Origin of the sequence: Collinsella sp. OM04-5, from assembly GCF_003439125.1 — a bacterium.
Taxonomy (GTDB): Bacteria; Actinomycetota; Coriobacteriia; order Coriobacteriales; family Coriobacteriaceae; genus Collinsella.
In genome coordinates, this window is sequence record NZ_QSUU01000010.1 from 84,634 (window position 1) to 101,832 (window position 17,199).

The following is a 17,199-nucleotide window of genomic DNA, read 5'->3' on the forward strand; positions in this document are numbered from 1 at the left end:
ATCAAGTTGTGATAACTTCTTATTAACATGCGGCCGCCTTAAGGGGTCTGCGCCGACCGTATCGCACTGCAAAGGAGTCTCATGAACGTACTTGTTGTCAACGCCGGCAGCTCGAGCCTTAAATATCAGCTTTTGGATACCGATACCCGCGAGGTTTTCGCCAAGGGCAACTGCGAGCGTATCGGCTCGGACATGGGCATCTTTGGCCACTCCGAGAACGGTGGTGCCAAGCAGACCGAGGAGATTCCTTTTCCCGATCATCGCTGCGCCATTGCGCGCGTGCTCGAGGAGCTCGAGAAGACCGACTTTACGATCGATGGCATCGGCCACCGTATCGTTCAGGGTGGCTGGCACTTCGATGATTCCGCGGTCGTCGACGATGAGGTCATGGCTAAGATCCTCGAGGTTGCCCCGCTCGCCCCGCTGCACAACTACGGCGAGGCCGCGGCGATTGAGTATTGCCGCGAGAAGTATCCGGAGCTGCCCAACGTGGCCGTCTTCGATACCTCGTTCCACATGACCATGCCCGAGGTCGCCTACACCTACGCGCTGCCCAAGGACGTGTGCGACAAGTACCACGTGCGCAAGTACGGTGCCCACGGCACGAGCCACCGCTATGAGTGGATGATGGCCAAGGAGATCCTGGGCTCGCGCTGCCACCGCCTGCTCTCGTGCCATTTGGGCAACGGCGCCTCGCTTGCCGCCATCGAGGACGGTGTATGCCGCGATACCACGATGGGCCTCACGCCGCTCGACGGCCTGATGATGGGCACCCGTTGTGGTTCCATTGACCCGGCTACCGTGTGCTACCTGCAGCGCGAGGGCGGCTACAGCTACCAGGAAGTCGATGACATGATGAACAAGCAGTCTGGTCTGCGTGCCATCTCGGGCATCTCCAACGACGCCCGTGACATCCGTACGCGCGCCTCCGAGGGCGACGAGCGCTGCCTGCTCGCCTTCGATATGTTCGCCTACAAGGCCATGCAGCAGGCCGGCTCCATGATCGCTTCCATGGCGGGCGTGGACACCATTACCTTTACCGCCGGCATTGGCGAGAACGACTGGTCGATCCGCAAGGCCTTCTGCGACTGCTTTGAGTGGCTGGGCGTGCGCATCGACAACAACAAGAACCGCGAGGCCGTGGGTAACGGCCCGCAGGTCATCAGCGCCGCCGGTTCCGCCGTCACGGTCATGGTCATCCCCACCGACGAGGAATACATGATCGCCCACGACGTCGAGCGTCTGACCAAGAACAACTAACGCGCGCATTTGCAAGTAAGCGAAAGGCCTCCAGAGCAACGACTCAGGAGGCCTTTTTGCTAGCAGGCGGAAATTCCAGTCCCAAAGTGATCATCACCAGCAACGCCCCCGTTCGTAGCTCCGAAGGAGCAGAACGGGGGCGTTTCATTGGTCGAGGACGTTTTCAGGGGTTAGCCCGTACGGCCTTCGGGCGAGTGCGTCCGCTACTCAGCCATCTGAGCCTGGACGGCGGTGATGGCTACGACACCCACGATGTCGTCGGCAGAGCAGCCGCGCGAAAGGTCGTTAACCGGCTTGGCGATGCCCTGCAGGATGGGGCCGTAAGCGTCGGCGCCGGCGAAGCGCTGGACCAGCTTGTAGCCGATGTTGCCGGCCTCGAGATCGGGGAACACAAGCACGTTGGCCTTGCCGGCAACGGAGGAGCCGGGGGCCTTGAGCTGGGCGACGGTGGGAACGATGGCGGCGTCGAGCTGCAGGTCGCCATCGATGGCGAGCTCGGGAGCCTTCTCTTTGCAGAACTTAACGGCCTCCTGGACCTTCTTGGCGACCTCGCCGCCGGCGGAGCCCATGGTGGAGTAGGAGAGCATGGCCACGTGCGGCTCGACGCTGCCCATAAAGGTGGACCAGGAGTGAGCGGAGGCGATGGCGATCTCGGATAGCTCGTCGGAGGACGGGTTGATGTTGAGGCCGCAGTCGGCGAAGATCAGCGTACCGTCGGTGCCGAACTGCGGGGTGTCGGTGCACATCACGAAGAAGGCCGAGACCAGCTTGGTGCCCGGGGCGGTCTTAAGGATCTGCAGCGCGGGGCGCAGGGTGTCGGCGGTGGAGTGGCAGGCGCCGGAGACCAGGCCGTCGGCGTCACCCATCTTGACCATCATGGTGCCAAAGTAGGTGGCGTCCATCACCTGGGCGCGAGCCTGCTCGATGGTGACGCCCTTCTTGGCGCGGAGCTCGGCAAACTTCTGTGCGTACTCCTCGTGCTTCTCGGCGTTGCGCGGATCGATGACGGTGGCGCCGGGGACGTTGATCTCGTTGGGATCGCCCAGGATGACGATGTTGGCCAGGCCTTCCTCGATGATCTTGTTGGCCGCGACGATGGTGCGCGGATCCTCGCCCTCGGGCAGGACGATGGTCTTAAGGTCGGCCTTGGCGGCAGACTTCATACGGTTTAGGAAATCGCTCATGTTACTCCTTGCAAGCGTTTCGCTAAGCTCCAGGCGCCCGGCTGTTCACGAATAAACCCGCTGCTAGCGGGTTTACCTTTCAATAATGTACGCCGCGGTGCTTGAGCTTTCCTTGTGTGGCAAGCTCATTATAGGACGCATTAGCGCTATAATCGCTCTGATAAATATGTCTCGAAGAATGTTCGAGAAAAGCCCAGCTAACGAGCCCGTGGCTTTTGACAAGGAGTATCGATGCAGATTACCTCAGGCCTGCCTGAAGGCTTTAACGCCGGCGCGTACGACATGATTGTCGTCGGTGCTGGATATGCCGGTGCCGTTTGCGCCCGCCGTCTTGCCGAGACCATCGGCTATCGTGTTGCCGTTTTGGAGCGCCGTAGCCACATTGCGGGCAATGCCTATGACTGCACTGACGAGGCCGGAATCCTGATCCACGAGTACGGTCCGCATATCTATCACACCTTTAACGAGCGCGTGCATAATTTCCTGTCGCGCTTTACCAAGTGGACGGATTATCAGCACAAGGTGCTCGCCAACATCAACGGTACCCTTATGCCCGTGCCCTTCAACCATGCGAGTCTCAAGCTCGCCTTTGGTGATGAGCGCGGCGAGGAGCTGTATCAGAAGCTCGTGGAGACCTTTGGCAAGGATGTCAAAGTGCCCATCATGGAGCTGCGTAAGAAGAACGACCCCGACTTGGCCGAGGTCGCCGATTACGTCTACGAGAACGTCTTTTTGCATTACACCATGAAGCAGTGGGGCCAGACGCCCGACCAGATCGATCCCTCGATCACCGGCCGCGTTCCCGTCTTTGTGGGCGACGATGACCGCTACTTCCCGCAGGCCCCCTTCCAGGGTATGCCGCAGGATGGCTACACGGCGCTGTTTGAGCACATGCTCGACCACGACCTGATTGATGTGTTCTGCGACGTGGATGCTCGCGATCTCTTCGAGATCGACGAGACAACCGTCAAGGTCGACGGCAAGGTCTACGGCGGCGAGATCGTCTATACCGGTCCGCTCGATGAGCTGTTCAACCTCGACCTGGGCGCTCTTCCGTACCGCACGCTCGACATGAAGTTCGAGACGCTCGATATGGATCAGTTCCAGCCCGTGGGCACCGTCAACTACACCACGAGCGAGGACTACACCCGCATTACCGAGTTCAAGAACATGACTGGTCAGGTCCTGCCCGGCAAGACCACCATCATGAAGGAGTACTCCAAGGCCTATACGCCCGGCTCGGGCGAGACGCCGTATTACGCCATTCTTGAGCCCGAGAACCGTGAGCTCTATGAGCGCTATCTTGAGCGCGTCCAGAACCTGACAAACTTCCACCCGGTGGGTCGTCTGGCCGAGTATCGTTACTACGATATGGATGCCGTGACCAATTCTGCCCTCGATCTTTCGGATGAGATTATCGCCTGCCATGCATAAAGTCATAACATTCGGTATTCCCTCGTATAACGCCGCCAAGGACATGGACCATTGCATCACCTCCATCTTGGAGGGGAGCAATTACGCCACCGATATCGAGATTATCGTGGTGGACGACGGCTCCAAGGACGAGACGGCCGCCAAGGCCGACGAGTGGGAGGCCCGTTATCCTGGAATCATCCGCGCGGTGCACCAGGAGAATGGCGGCCACGGTATTGCCGTCCTTTCGGGTCTGCGCGAGGCGCAGGGCACCTACTACAAGGTCGTCGACTCGGACGACTGGCTTGACGGCGCTGCCCTTTCGACCATGCTGTCGATTCTGCGCGGCTTTGAAGAGCGCGACCAGCGCGTTGACCTGTTTATCTCGAACTACGTGTACGAGAAGGTTTACGAGGGTACGCATACGGCCATTGGTTACAAGTTTGCCCTGCCTCGAAAAAAGATCTTTACCTGGGACCAGATCGGCCATTTCCGTTTGGACCAGAATCTGCTCATGCACAGCCTGTGCTATCGCACGGATGTGCTGCGCGAGTCCAACCTGCCCATGCCGCCGCACACGTTCTATGTGGACAACATCTACGCCTACGTGCCGCTGCCGCGTTGCAAGACCATGTACTACGCCGACATCGACCTCTATCGCTACTTTATCGGTCGCGAGGGCCAGAGTGTCAACGAGGCCACGATGGTCAAGCGTCTGGACCAGCAGTTCCGTGTTACGCGTATCATGATGGAGTCGTACCACCTGTACAGCGATGTCGAGTCGTCGCGTCTGCGTTCGTACATGATGGGCTACTTCACCATGATGATGGCGATCTGCTCGGTGCTCACCAAGCTTTCCGACGAGGATTGTGCCGATGAGCGTCTGAAGACGCTGTGGAATGATTTGAAGGCCTATGACGAGCGTATGTATCGTCGTGCACGTTACGGTGTGGTCGGCTTCTTCACTAACCTCCGCGGTCGTGCCGGAGACAAAACCACACTCGGCCTATACCGTCTTGCCTCAAAGATCTTCAAATTCAACTAACTGCTGAGTTATCGATACTGTTGGGTTGACTGGGCCCCTTGGCCTTTAGTTTGCTACTGCGAACAGTCCTGCTCGCACGGAAAGCACATTAAGTGCTTTCCGGCTCGTGCGGAACTTGTATCAAACTAAAGGCCAAGGGGCCTCTGCTATAAGTATCGATTTTCAGATGATTTGAATTTGAAGATCTTCGACGCGCGGTACACAGGGGCCTGGGCTGAAAAGAAAAAGGTTGGAAGTCGGCCGGAGGCGGGCGGGCATTACGTTTGTCGCGAGCTCCGCATGCAAAGAAGGCCACTTAATGTGGCCTTCGTCTTGCATAGGACTGTAGAGCAGCAAACGTAATGCCCGCCCGCCTCCGGCCGACGGTCGAGTGAGATTACTTCGCAGCACCTGGGATGCCGTGGGAGGTTTTGGCGGTTTTGGCTCCGTTTACGATGGCGGTTTGCAAAGCCCTTACGGCGAGCATGCCCAGCAGGTCTAGGGGAACGGCGGCGCTTGCCTGGGCACCCAGTTTGCCGCTGGCGAGGGTGTAGATGGTGTCGCCATCGTTGGTGGTGTGCGTGGGACGGATGGCGTGTGCGTAGGCGTCTGCGGCCATCTGAGAGACCTTGGTGGCTTGTGCCTTAGTGAGTTCCACGTTGGTGACGATGCAGCTGATGGTGGTGTTGGTGCGGTCGAGCGGCATCTGCATGGATCCGGCGGCGGCAAAGGCTGCGAGTTCCATGTCGACGATCTGGTCGCTATCGGCTGCGGCGCGCATACCGGCGACCCACTCGCCGGTGAAGGGGTCGACAACGTTGCCACAGGCGTTGACCGAGACCACGGCGCCCACCTTGATGGGGCCGAGCGCCACGGCGGCAGCGCCAAGGCCGGCCTTCATGCAGGTGGCAGGGCCCATGAGCTTACCCACGGTAGCGCCCGTGCCGGCGCCTACGTTGCCCTGTTCGAGCTTGGTGGGGGTGTGGTCGAGCGCCTCGCGCACGGCGGCGATGCCGGCCTCAATGTCGGGGCGAACGGTGGGGTCGCCAAAGGCAAGGTCGAAGATACAGCTGGAGCACACGATGGGCACCTGCGTGGGGCCGACGGGCAGACCAATGCCGCGGCTCTCGAGTTCGCGGGCCACGCCGCTTGCAGCCTCGAGGCCAAAGGCCGATCCGCCCGAAAGGCAGACGGCGTGGACCTTGTCGACGGTGTTCTCGGGTCGCAGCAAGTCGGTTTCGCGCGATGCGGGAGCACCGCCGCGAACGTCAACGCCACCGGTGGCACCCTCGGGCGCCACGATTACGGTGCAGCCGGTGCCAGCTTCCTCGTCCGTATAGTTGCCAAAGCAAAAGCCATCGACATTGCAAACATCGATGGCTTCGAGCAGTGTGTCCATGTTTTCTCCTATCGGTTTTCCGCCGGGCCTTATGCCCGGTCGGGATCCGTACGGTACGGCAAAATTGTAGGCGCTGGGGGATACCCAGCGCCAGATGCAATTACGAGAGTTTTTGAATCGCGCGTGCGACGCGAGCGATGGGCAAGCCCACCACGTTGTAGAAGTCACCCGAAATATCGTGCACAAGCATGCGGCCGCCTGTGCCTTGGATGCCGTAGGCCCCGGCCTTGTCCATGGGTTCGCCGGAGGCAACATAGCGCTCGATCTGCTCTTCGGTAAGCTCATAGAACGTCACGTCGGTCACATCGACAAACGACAGGCTCTCGGCGGCATGCGGAGCTGTAGCGTCGCCGGCTTTAACGATGCAGACGCCGGTTGCGACCTGGTGCGTGCGGCCCGAAAGCTCGCGGAGCATGGTGCGTGCCTCGTCCCCGTCTGCCGGCTTGCCCAAAATATGGCCGTCAAAGGTGACAATAGTATCGGCCGCGACGGTCAGTTCGTTGGGCTCGGCATGCTCGGCGGCAACGGCGGCGGCTTTGGCGCGTGCTAAGCGTTCAACGAGCGTAAGCGGGACCTCGCCATCAAAAGGCGTTTCGTCGATATCTGCGGGAATCACGCGAATGTTATAGCCTGCCTCGCGCATCAACTCGATGCGGCGCGGTGATTGCGAAGCCAAAATCATAGCTGAATGCCCTCGGCGACCTTCTCGACGGCCTTGTCGCCGGCGAGCGTGCGCAGCAGCTCAAGCGCAAAGGGGAGCGACTGGGCCATGCCGCTGGCGGTGATGATGTTGCCGTCGTGCGTGACCTTGTCGCCGGTATAGGCGCCCTCGGGGAAGCTCTTCTCAAAGCCGGGGAAGCACGTGGCGTGGCGTCCCTCGAGCAGGTCGAGCTCGCCCAGGATAAACGGGGCGGCGCAGATGGCGGCAACGTGCTTGGTCGCGGCGAAATCGCAGACTACGTCGCAGACGCGCTGGTCGGCGCGCAGGTTGGTGGCACCGGGCAGGCCGCCGGGCAGCACGACGCAGTCGTACTCGTCAAAATTGATCTCATCAAAGAGCGCATCGCAGGTCACGGGGATCTGCAGCGAGCTTACGACCTCGCGCGTGGGCATGATCGAGACAAGCGTGGCGCGCACGCCGCCGCGACGCATGACATCGACCATGGTCAGGCATTCAATAGTTTCAAAGCCATCGGCGGCGAGAACGGCAACGCTGGGCATGAGGGTTCCTTTCATAGGCGGCATACAATTAGCCGTCTTATACCCCGAAGACCTCCGCTTGCCACGCTCGATTTTCCATTGTTTAAAAAGGGACGGGGCTATTTTAGCTACCCCACTTGCAGGGTAGCTAAAATAGCCCCGTCCGAATTAGCTACCCTCACCCATCCTCAACAATCTCAATCTGTAACATCTAGACCCACTTTTGACCCCTAACTGTTACAGATCAAGACAAACGGAAACCGCCCCGACAAAACGTCTAAATCTGTAACATCTACGGACCAAAACCGGGTCTTACTGTTACAGATCGAGACAGCCCCCAACAGCACCGCCCCGTTCGGGGAAACGACCGCTACAGGTACGGCGGGCAGAGGCTCACTTTTTTCTTCGGTTTTTCTTGACGGAATCTCACCTGTTGTAGTACTTTGTCCCAGTCTAAAAACGCGTGGACTTTTCTGGGCGCTAGCCACCTTTTTGCCACGCAACCGAGCAGTCGGTTGCGTGGCTTTTTTCGTCTTGGCAGCAGGTACCACATGCACCGCCAGAAGACCGCACGAGCCCACCTTCCGACTGCAGGGAACAAACGCACGAGACGTGCATCTGCAAGACAGCAGACGGAAGGGAGCCTAATGGCAGAAACAAACACAATCAAGCAACAGACCGCCGAGGCGGGAGCCGCGGGCGCGGGGCAGGTCAAGGCGGCGCTCCAGGTCTTTGCGGGCGGCGCCTGCTACGGCGCGATGGCCACGACCTACAAGCTCGCCTACGCCGCGGGCTTCACCTCAGCGCAGGTGGTGGCGAGCCAGGCGTGGTTCGGCTGCCTCTTCTTCGCCCTCGCCACGCTCGCAGGGCACGCACTCGGGCACCGCTGGCAGCGCGTGGGCTGGAAGCTCGCCCTCAAGCTCATGGGCCTGGGAGCCCTCACCTGCCTCACCTCAATCCTCTACTGCTACGCCATGAGCGTGCTGCCCGCCCCGGTGGCACTCACGCTCCTCTTCCAGTTCACGTGGCTGGGGCTCGTGTGGCAGACCGTCATGACGCGCCGGCCGCCGAGGCTCCTCCAAGTGGTCTCCGCCCTGGTCATCGTCTTCGGAACGGTGTTCGCCAGCGGCGTCTACAAGACCGGCATCACCGGGTACGACCCCGTGGCCCTGCTCTGCGCGCTGGGGGCGGCCGTGTCCTGCTCCCTCTTTGTCACCCTCTCCGGCAAGGTCGAGGCCCCCTGCTCGTCCGAGCAGCGTGGCGTCATCGTATGCGCGGGCTCCGTGGTCATGTCGCTCACGGTGTGTCCGGACTACGTCGTCTCGGGCGTCCTCGCCCAGGGCATCCTGCCCTTTGCCGTCATCGCCGGCTTCTTTGGCATGCTCTGCCCGGTCCTGCTCTTCGGCATGGGCTCTCCGCACCTGCCCGCGGGCCTGTCCACCGTCATGGCCGCCGCGGAACTCCCCGCCGGCCTGCTCATCGCCATGATCGTCCTCGGCGAGCCGCTCGGCGTCGTCGAGTGGCTGGGCGTCGCCATCATCCTCGCCGGCGTGTGCCTGGCACAGGTCCCCTCCCTGCTTGGAGGCCGGGAGGCACGTCGCGCCGCCGCAGGACAAGCCGTCAGCTAGTCACCCCTTCACAGGCGGCCCGCGCGCATCAGGGAAAGGGCCACGGGCCAGGCGCGCGAGGCCGCAAGGACGTTATAAAGCGTCCCCCGCAGAGATGGGGGCGCCAGAGAGAAGGAGGCACCATGCCATTTCCAAAAGGGTTCCTTTGGGGAGGAGCCACCGCCGCCAACCAATGCGAGGGAGGTTATGACGAGGGCGGCCGCGGCCTTGCCAACGTCGACGTCATCCCACACGGGCCGGAGCGCAACGACGTAAGCCGCGGCCTGAGGCGCATGCTCGACTTCGAGCCCGGGTACTACTACCCGGCCCAGACGGGCATCGACTTCTACCACCACTACCGCGAGGACATAGCCCTCTTCGCGGAGATGGGCTTTAAGGTCTTTCGCCTCTCCATCGCCTGGAGCCGCATCTTCCCCAATGGCGACGAGGAGGAGCCCAACGAGGCCGGGCTCGCTTTCTACGAGGACGTGTTCCGCTGCTGCCGCGAGCACGGGATCGAGCCCCTCGTGACCATCACGCACTTCGACTGCCCCATCCACCTCGTCAAGAAGTACGGCGCCTGGCGAAACCGCACCCTTATCGAGCTCTACAAGCGGCTTGTGACGGTGCTCTTCAACCGCTACCGCGGCCTCGTGCGCTGGTGGATCACGTTCAACGAGATGAACATGATCTTGCACCGTCCCTTCATGGGTGCCGGCATCGTCCTCGAGCCCGGGGAGAATGCCCGCGAGGCCGAGTACCGCGCCGCGCACAACGAGCTCGTGGCGAGCGCCTGGGCCACCAAGATCGCCCACGAGGTCGATCCGGAGAACAAGGTGGGCTGCATGCTCGCCGCGGGAAGCTACTACCCCTACTCCTGTCGTCCCGAGGACGTTCGCGCGGCGCAGGTCAAGAACCAGGAGGACCTCTTCTTCGTGGACGTGCAGGCGCGCGGTCGCTACCCCGGCTACGCGCTCAAGATGCTCGAGCGCGAGGGCATCGACGTGGGCATGACCGCCGAGGACGAGCGCATCCTTGCGGAGAACACCGTCGACTTCATCTCGTTTAGCTACTACTCCTCGCGCTGCACCGCGGGCGACCCCGACTCCGTGGGCGGCGTCGCCGAGGGCAACGCCTTCGCCGGCGTGGAGAACCCCTACGTGCGCACGAGCGACTGGGGCTGGGTCATCGACCCGCTGGGATTCCGCATCACGATCAACGACCTCTGGGACCGCTACCAGAAGCCGCTCTTTGTGGTGGAGAACGGCCTCGGCGCCTATGACGAGGTGCTTCCCGACGGCACGATCGAGGACGACTACCGCATCGCCTACCTGCGCGAGCACATCGAGGCCATGCGTGACGCCATCGAGCAGGACGGCGTCGAGATGCTCGGCTACACCACCTGGGGGCCGATCGACCTCGTGAGCGCGGGCTCCGGCGAGATGGAGAAGCGCTACGGCTTCATCTACGTGGACCGCGACAACCTGGGCAACGGCACGCTCGAGCGCAGGCGCAAGAAGAGCTTCTACTGGTATCAACAGGCCATCGCCACCAACGGAGGCGACCTGGGCTAGCCGCCCGGGCAATATCACTAAGGAGAAAATAATGGCTGAAAAATACGACGATCTGGCCAGATCCATACTCGAGAACGTAGGCGGCACAGAGAACGTCGCCAGCGTCGCGCACTGCATCACGCGCGTGCGCTTCAAACTCAAGGACGAGTCCCGCGCCAACACTGCCAAGATCGAGGCCCTCAAGGGCGTCATCCAGGTCATCCAGGCCAACGGCCAGTACCAGGTGGTCGTGGGTAACATCGTCGAGGACGTCTACGACGCGGTCCTGGAGGCCGGCAACTTCTCGGGCGGCGCAAGCGCCGACGACGAGCCCCAGGGCGATAAGACCGTTGCCTCCGTCGTCATCGACCTCATCTCTGGCATCTTCCAGCCCATCCTGGGACCGCTTGCCGCCGCAGGCATCATGAAGGGACTGCTTGCCCTCATCACCTACTTCGTCCCGGCCTTTGCAAACGACGGCCTCTACACGCTGCTCTACACCGTGGCTGACGGCTTCTTCTACTTCCTTCCCGTCGCCCTGGCGTTCAGTGCCGCGCGCAAGTTCCGCATGAACGAGTTCACCGGCGTGGCAATCGGCGTGGCGCTTCTCTACCCGACGATGGTCGCCCTGACCTCGGGCGAGGCGCTCGGCAGCATCGACCTCGGCGTGGCCGGCACGTTCTCGTGGTACGCCACCGCCCTCGGGCTCCCCATCATCATGCCCGTGTCCGGCTACGTGAGCTCGGTGATCCCCGTCCTTCTCATGGTGTGGTTCGGCTCTATCCTTGAGCGCTGGCTCAAGAGCTGGATGCCGGCTGCGCTCAAGATGTTCCTTGTCCCGCTCGCCACGATGACGGTCTCCATCGTCTTGGGCTACCTCATCATCGGCCCGGTGGCCACCCTCATCACCAACCTGCTGAGCGCGGCATTCTCGTTCATCTTCCAGCTCCCCGTGGTTGGTTCCGTCCTGGGCAGCGCCCTGGTTGGCGGACTGTGGATGTGCCTCGTCATCTTTGGCTTCCACTGGAGCCTCATCCCCATCTCCATCATGAATCTGAACACCCTCGGCCACGACAGCGTGCTCGCCGCCACCATCGGCCACGGGTTCGCGCTCGGAGCGGTCATCTTTGCCATGTACCTCAGAAACAAGGACGAGCGCTTCCGCGGCATCGCCCTTCCCGCGATGATCTCCGCCTTCTTCTTCGGCGTCACCGAGCCGGGCATCTACGGCATCGCCCTCCCCAACAAGCGCGCGTTCGTCGTGGCATGCCTGAGCTCCGCCGTGGGCGGCGCCATCGTGGGAATGACTGGCGCTCTCATGTACATCTCGGGCGGCCTCGGCGTCTTCAACCTGCTCAACTTTATCGACGGGACCCCTGGTGGCGCCGGGATCTCCCACATGATCTTCGCGATCATCGCCTCGCTCGTCTCTGCCGTCCTGGCCTTTGTTATCGAGTTCATCACCTACCGGCCCAACGACGATGAGGAAGGCACCCGCTAGCCTGCGCCCTCCTCAATCAGCTCTATGTAATTGAGGGGCAGTTGAGGTGGGTGAGGGCCGAGGGCGATCAAGGTGGCCGCCCTCGGCCCGGGACAACCTGCCAGAAGGCGTTTAGCTTTCTCGGGCGGCGCTGAAATGAACTGCGCCCCGATACTTGGACGGGTCAATTAGCGGCCTATGCCGCACATGGGGACTGATTTCGGAACTCCTCCGGGGTCAGTCCCTTTTGCTTAACCCGCCTCCTCTTGTTCCAGTGAACGGTATAGGCTTCGAGGTCCCGCTTGAACTCCTCGAAGCTCCGCCACGTCCGGCTCCTGTAGAATTCGTCCTTCAGGCGCCCGGGCAGCAGCTCCGTCGCATGAGCTTGCCCTCGCACGCCGCCGGCCCCGGCCGGGTCCGGGCACCCTTCGGCCTCCCGCTGGCCTTCGGCGCGCCCGCACCCCCTGTCGCAAAGCTCTGCTGCAAGAGTCCTCAGCGTGGCGTCGTGCCTGACTCTCCCGTCCATAAAGAAGCCCCCATTTCTAATGTTCAAGAAATGAGGGGCGGTTCAATTTCGGGACGGGGATTAAATAATCATTCGGAGCAAATCTATTTTTATCCCCGTGCCAGAAAAATCATCGGGCGTGGTCTGGGGCAAACAGTCTAGTTGCGCTTGAGGTGGACGACGGTTTCGCAGTGGAAGGTTTGCGGGAACAGATCGACCGGCGTGATCTTGACGGGGGAGAAGGTACCTTCCTCGACAAAGCGCTTAAGGTCGCGTGCCAGGGTGGCGGGGTCGCAGCTCACGTAGACGACATCGCGAGCGCTCGTGCTGGCGATAAGGTCGATCGCCTCGGGGGCGAGGCCTGCGCGCGGCGGGTCGACCACCAAGACGTCGGCATCCTGGTCGGGGAACTCGCGCACCGCGTCTCCGCCAATGACGTCGACGTTATCAAGCTTGTTGATTTCCAGGTTACGGCGCAGGTCGCGCACGGCCGGGCCGTAGGCCTCGACGGCGGCGACGAAGTCGCAGCGGCGGGCGAGCGGCAGGGTAAAGGTTCCGGCGCCGCAGTACAGGTCCACGGCAAGCTCGTCTTCTTGCGGGTCGAGCGCTTCCATGACAAGCTCGATCAAAATCTCAGCACCCTTGGTGTTGACTTGGAAAAAAGACGGGGCAGACAAGCGCATCTGACCCTCGGCGATATTCTCGGTCCATGAGCCCTCTCCGGCGAGCATTTCGACCTTGGAGACACGGCGGGCCTTCTTTTCGCCCTTGCTCATCACACGCACGATGCTCGTGGGATGAGCGGCGACCGCCAGCACGCGGGAGACTTGCGAGCGCGGAAAAGAGCCCGTGGGCGTCCAGAGTGCAACCTCGAGCGCCTTGGTGCGGCGCGATGCGCGAATGCCCACGCGTTCGAGCCCTAAGTCATGGCTGCCGCTTAGATAGTTGAGTGCGCCGACGACCGATTTGAGCGCCTTGGGAAAACGTTTATCGAACAGCGGACACGCATCGACGGTCACGATTTTGCTGGGGTCGACACCGTGCATGCCAAGGCGCACGCGACCGTTGACGACGGTCGGTTCGAGCTCGATTTTATTGCGGTAGCCCCAGTCGTCCTTGGTGTGGCAGATGGGCTGCACCAACTCATCGACCTGCTCAGGAGCGAACTTGCCGATGCGCTCGAGCGTGGAGCGCAGGTTTTGCTCCTTGGCGGCGAGTTGTGCCGTGCGTGAGAGATTGCCCCACGAGCAGCCGCCGCAGATGCCCACGTAGGGGCAGGGGGGCTGAATGCGATCGGGGCTCGGCTCCAGAATCTCGGTGGTGCGGGCGCGCATGAACGACTTGCCGTCCTGTACGACCTCGGCCTCGACGGTGTCGCCTGCCACGGCACCCTGCACAAAGACGGCTTTGCCGTTGTCGGCGTGCGCCAGCCCGTCGGCGCCGTAGGTCATCGATTCTATAGTGAGCTTCATATCCCTGCCTGTCATTCGTGTTGTTGCTCGCACCATGGTAGCAGGGAAAAGCGCCCCGCATCCGAGGCTTTCCTCAAATGCGGGGCGCTTCTACAAACTGCTTCTACAAACGACTATTTCGTCTTGCCGGTAATGAGCGTCTTAAGACCCAGGCCGATCAGGCCCAGGCCCATGCGCACACGACCGGGGCGATGGCGCTCGATGGCCTTGGTCTTGCCGGCGGGCTTATCGCGACGGGCGCTCGTCTCGGGTGCGGGCTTAGCTGCCTGCGGCTCGGGCTGAGGTGCAGGTGCGGGCTCGGGCTCAATGACGGTCGCCTGGACCTTCTGAACCTCGGGTGTGGCCGGCTGCGGCTTAGGAGCAGGGGCGGGCTTTGCCTCAATGACGGGTTCGGGCGCGGCCTCGGCGTTGCGGTAGGCACGCTCCAGCAGGGCTTCCTGCGAGTTGAAGGGTTTCTCACCCTCTGCGCGCTCCACGGGGACCCAGGTGCCGTCGCTCGTGAGGCTGCGGGCCTTCACGTTGTCGCGCAGCTGCATGCTCATGTACTCGTGCACCAGGGCGCGGCAGGTGGGGTCGAGCACGGGGAAGGCGATCTCCACGCGGTGCTCGGTGTTGCGTGTCATCATGTCGGCCGAGCTCAGATAGATCATGTCCGAGTCCACGCCAAAGGCGTAAACGCGCGCATGCTCCAAAAAGCGTCCGACGATAGAACGGACATGCACGTTCTCGGTCTTGCCAGGAACGCCCGGCTTGAGGCACGAGATGCCGCGGATGATCATGTCCACGCGGACTCCTGCGCACGATGCCTCGGCGATCTTGTCGATGACCTCGCGGTCGGTGAGCGAGTTGAGTTTAAAGAACACGCGGGCGGGCTCGCCGGCGAGGGCGCGCTGGATCTCGCGGTCAAGCCCGCGCATGATGAGCGGTTTCAGTCCGACGGGCGCCACACCCAGGAAGCGGTAATCGCCGCGCAGGTTGCCCAGCGACAGGTTGCGGAAGAACAGGTTGGCGTCCTCGCCGATGCCGGGGTGAGCGGTCATGAGCATAAAGTCGCTGTAGAGTTTGGCCGTCTTCTCGTTAAAGTTGCCGGTGCCCAGCAGCGTCAGGCGCGTTAGCGCCATGCCCTCGCGATAGGTGAGCTGGCAGATCTTGGAGTGGCACTTAAAGCCCTCGGAGCCGTAGATGACGGTGCAGCCGGCCTCTTCCAGGCGCTCGGCCCACTCGATGTTGTTCTGCTCGTCAAAGCGCGCGCGGAGCTCCATGAGCACCGTGACCTCTTTGCCGTTCTCGGCGGCATCGATCAGTGACTCGCACAGGCGGCTCTGCTTGGCCACGCGGTAGAGCGTGATGCGCAGTGAGATGCACTCGGGGTCGTAGGCGGCCTCGTGCACCAGATCCAGGAAGGGGTTCATGGCCTCATAGGGATAAAAGAGCAGCTTGTCGTGCTGAAGTACCTGCTCGCGGATGGAGCGGGTCATATCGATGGTGGGGTTGGGCTGCGGCTTAAACGGTGTAAAGAGCAGCTCGTTGCGCAGGTGCTCGGGAATCTTGCCCTCAATGCCAAAGACGTAGCCTAGGTCGAGCGGGATATCGCAGGTAAAGACAGAGCGGCGCGAAAGCTCGAGCGCCTTGCGGATGGTCTTGAGCGTCGCCTTCTCGAGCGACCCCGAGACCGCGAGCACCACCGGCTGCAGGCGCAAGCGTTTCTTGAGGATGCGCTTCATGTGCTGACGGTAATCCTCTTCCTCCTCGACGCCCTCGCCGTCCGGGTCGATGTCGGCGTTGCGGGTGACGCGGATGAGCGCGCGGTCGAGCGGCTTATAGGAGCCAAAGCAGCTGTCCAGGCAGGCGAGGATGACGTCCTCGAGCAAGATGTAGGAGTAGATGCCGGTGGGCGAGGGGATCTCGACCACGCGGTTCATCGAGGTGGGAATCTCGATAAGGCCCAGCAGACTCTCCTCGTCGGTGACGCCGTCCAGGCCGCAGGCCAGGTAGAGTGCGCCGTTGCGCAGGTTGGGGAAGGGGTGGCGCGGGTCAATCACCAGCGGTGAGATGACCGGCGACACGTAGGCCTGGAAGTAACGGGTTACAAAGGTGCGCTCCTCGGGCGTAAGCGAATCGATGCGGGCGCGGTGAACGCCCAGGGTGTCGAGCTTGCCCTCGATGCTCTTAAAGATGGACTCCCATCGGGTAAGGAGCCCGGGCATTTCGGCCATGACAGCATCGACTTGTTCGGAGGCGGTCATATTGCTCTTGTTGTCGACAGGCTGTTTTTTGAGCTCTGCCAGATCGGACAGGCCGCCCACGCGCACCATGAGAAACTCATCGAGGTTAGACTCGAAAATCGACACGAACTTTAGCCGCTCGAACAGCGGAACGGTCTCGTCGAAGGCTTCGTCAAGCACACGGTTGTCAAAGCGCAGCCAGCTGAGCTCTCGGTTCTGCGTGTACGAGAAGTCGCGCGGCGGCTTACGCAGCTTTGCAGCGGCTTGCTTTTTTTCGATTTTGCTCGGCATATGCATCTGTCCGTTCAGTCCCCGTGGGGGACGGTTGCCTAACACTATTCACTATTGTCTCAATTTAGTCGGCCTATGGCACGGACGTATCGCGTGAACGGTATCTTTACCTACTTCTTACGCTGACAAGCCATAGAGCTGACGCCCTTCGCGTTGTGAAAAACGGTCTATATCCTCACTCAACTGGTGAGTATGTGTGAATAAGAATGATAGGTAGCTGAATATCATCGAATACAGACAGAAACACGAACAAGCGTCATTTATATACATAAAACCGTTTTAGATATGCAATTCTTAATCGAAAGATTGGAGTTGTAATTGCGAATGATTTTTAAGAAAAAAGAGCATTTACCTTAGAAAAGCTACTTTAGAACGCCGAAGTGCATTATGGGAGAATCATATTCGATATACCGTTCATCGAACTTTGTTGACCGTTCGGGGGCGAGGTGGAATTGCGGTTGGAATTTGGATATAACTAGAGCTGTCAGCAAGCAGCACCCGTTACGGAAGGGTGCTGAGAGATTCGGCCGAAAGGCCCGAAAGAAAGGTAGGAGGCCATGACGAAAGGTCTGCACGTGCCTTCCGA

Annotated in this window: 13 protein-coding genes; 6 read left to right on the forward strand and 7 right to left on the reverse strand. The window is 61.2% G+C overall.

Annotation, left to right across the window (positions count from 1 at the left end; translation table 11 throughout):
* The first annotated feature begins 81 nt into the window (after positions 1–81).
* Positions 82–1,260, forward strand: coding sequence for an acetate/propionate family kinase (locus DXB53_RS07315; protein ID WP_117583928.1), 1,179 nt, complete (start codon positions 82–84; stop codon positions 1,258–1,260).
* A 203-nt stretch (positions 1,261–1,463) separates the two neighbouring features.
* Here the strand turns inward: DXB53_RS07315 and pta are convergent, their stop codons facing one another.
* Positions 1,464–2,444: a phosphate acetyltransferase gene (gene pta, locus DXB53_RS07320; protein WP_117583929.1), complete on the reverse strand. Its 981-nt coding sequence runs from the start codon at positions 2,442–2,444 to the stop codon at positions 1,464–1,466.
* 231 nt (positions 2,445–2,675) lie between these two features.
* On the opposite strand from pta, the gene glf reads away from it, so the two are divergent.
* Positions 2,676–3,878 (forward strand): UDP-galactopyranose mutase, encoded by a 1,203-nt coding sequence (gene glf, locus DXB53_RS07325; protein WP_117583930.1) that lies wholly within the window; start codon positions 2,676–2,678, stop codon positions 3,876–3,878.
* The gene (locus tag DXB53_RS07330; protein WP_117583931.1) at positions 3,871–4,902 is read left to right on the forward strand and encodes a glycosyltransferase family 2 protein; all 1,032 of its coding nucleotides are present in this window, start codon (positions 3,871–3,873) and stop codon (positions 4,900–4,902) included. The genes glf and DXB53_RS07330 overlap by 8 nt, the downstream gene beginning before the upstream one ends.
* A 376-nt stretch (positions 4,903–5,278) precedes the next feature.
* On the opposite strand, the gene DXB53_RS07335 is transcribed toward DXB53_RS07330, so the two are convergent.
* The 3 genes from DXB53_RS07335 to DXB53_RS07345 form a co-directional block, all read right to left on the reverse strand.
* Positions 5,279–6,280 carry a P1 family peptidase gene (locus tag DXB53_RS07335; RefSeq protein WP_117583932.1) on the reverse strand — a complete coding sequence of 334 codons (1,002 nt, stop codon included), beginning with the start codon at positions 6,278–6,280 and terminating at the stop codon, positions 5,279–5,281.
* 100 nt (positions 6,281–6,380) lie between these two features.
* A complete protein-coding gene (locus DXB53_RS07340; protein ID WP_117583933.1) occupies positions 6,381–6,962 on the reverse strand; it encodes a nucleoside triphosphate pyrophosphatase in 582 nt (193 codons plus the stop codon).
* The gene (locus DXB53_RS07345) at positions 6,959–7,501 is read right to left on the reverse strand and encodes a DJ-1 family glyoxalase III (RefSeq protein ID WP_117583934.1); all 543 of its coding nucleotides are present in this window, start codon (positions 7,499–7,501) and stop codon (positions 6,959–6,961) included. Before DXB53_RS07345 ends, DXB53_RS07340 begins: the two co-directional genes overlap by 4 nt.
* Positions 7,502–8,127: 626 nt before the next feature.
* Here DXB53_RS07345 and DXB53_RS07350 point away from each other — a divergent pair.
* The 3 genes from DXB53_RS07350 (at position 8,128) to DXB53_RS07360 (ending at position 12,141) form a co-directional block, all read left to right on the forward strand.
* Positions 8,128–9,108 (forward strand): EamA family transporter, encoded by a 981-nt coding sequence (locus tag DXB53_RS07350; protein ID WP_117583935.1) that lies wholly within the window; start codon positions 8,128–8,130, stop codon positions 9,106–9,108.
* A 122-nt stretch (positions 9,109–9,230) separates the two neighbouring features.
* Complete coding sequence (locus DXB53_RS07355) at positions 9,231–10,661, forward strand: 6-phospho-beta-glucosidase (protein ID WP_117583936.1); 1,431 nt, start codon at positions 9,231–9,233, stop codon at positions 10,659–10,661.
* Between the two features lie 31 nt (positions 10,662–10,692).
* Positions 10,693–12,141 carry a PTS transporter subunit EIIC gene (locus tag DXB53_RS07360; RefSeq protein WP_117583937.1) on the forward strand — a complete coding sequence of 483 codons (1,449 nt, stop codon included), beginning with the start codon at positions 10,693–10,695 and terminating at the stop codon, positions 12,139–12,141.
* A 175-nt stretch (positions 12,142–12,316) separates the two neighbouring features.
* On the opposite strand, the gene DXB53_RS10060 is transcribed toward DXB53_RS07360, so the two are convergent.
* From DXB53_RS10060 to ppk1, 3 genes are all read right to left on the reverse strand, one after another.
* A complete protein-coding gene (locus DXB53_RS10060; RefSeq protein WP_197032199.1) occupies positions 12,317–12,646 on the reverse strand; it encodes an IS3 family transposase in 330 nt (109 codons plus the stop codon).
* Positions 12,647–12,783: 137 nt separating this feature from the next.
* Positions 12,784–14,112: a 23S rRNA (uracil(1939)-C(5))-methyltransferase RlmD gene (gene rlmD, locus DXB53_RS07370; RefSeq protein ID WP_117583938.1), complete on the reverse strand. Its 1,329-nt coding sequence runs from the start codon at positions 14,110–14,112 to the stop codon at positions 12,784–12,786.
* A 98-nt stretch (positions 14,113–14,210) separates the two neighbouring features.
* Positions 14,211–16,619, reverse strand: a complete 2,409-nt coding sequence (ppk1, locus tag DXB53_RS07375; RefSeq protein WP_117583939.1) for a polyphosphate kinase 1 — start codon at positions 16,617–16,619, stop codon at positions 14,211–14,213.
* Positions 16,620–17,199 lie beyond the last annotated feature (580 nt).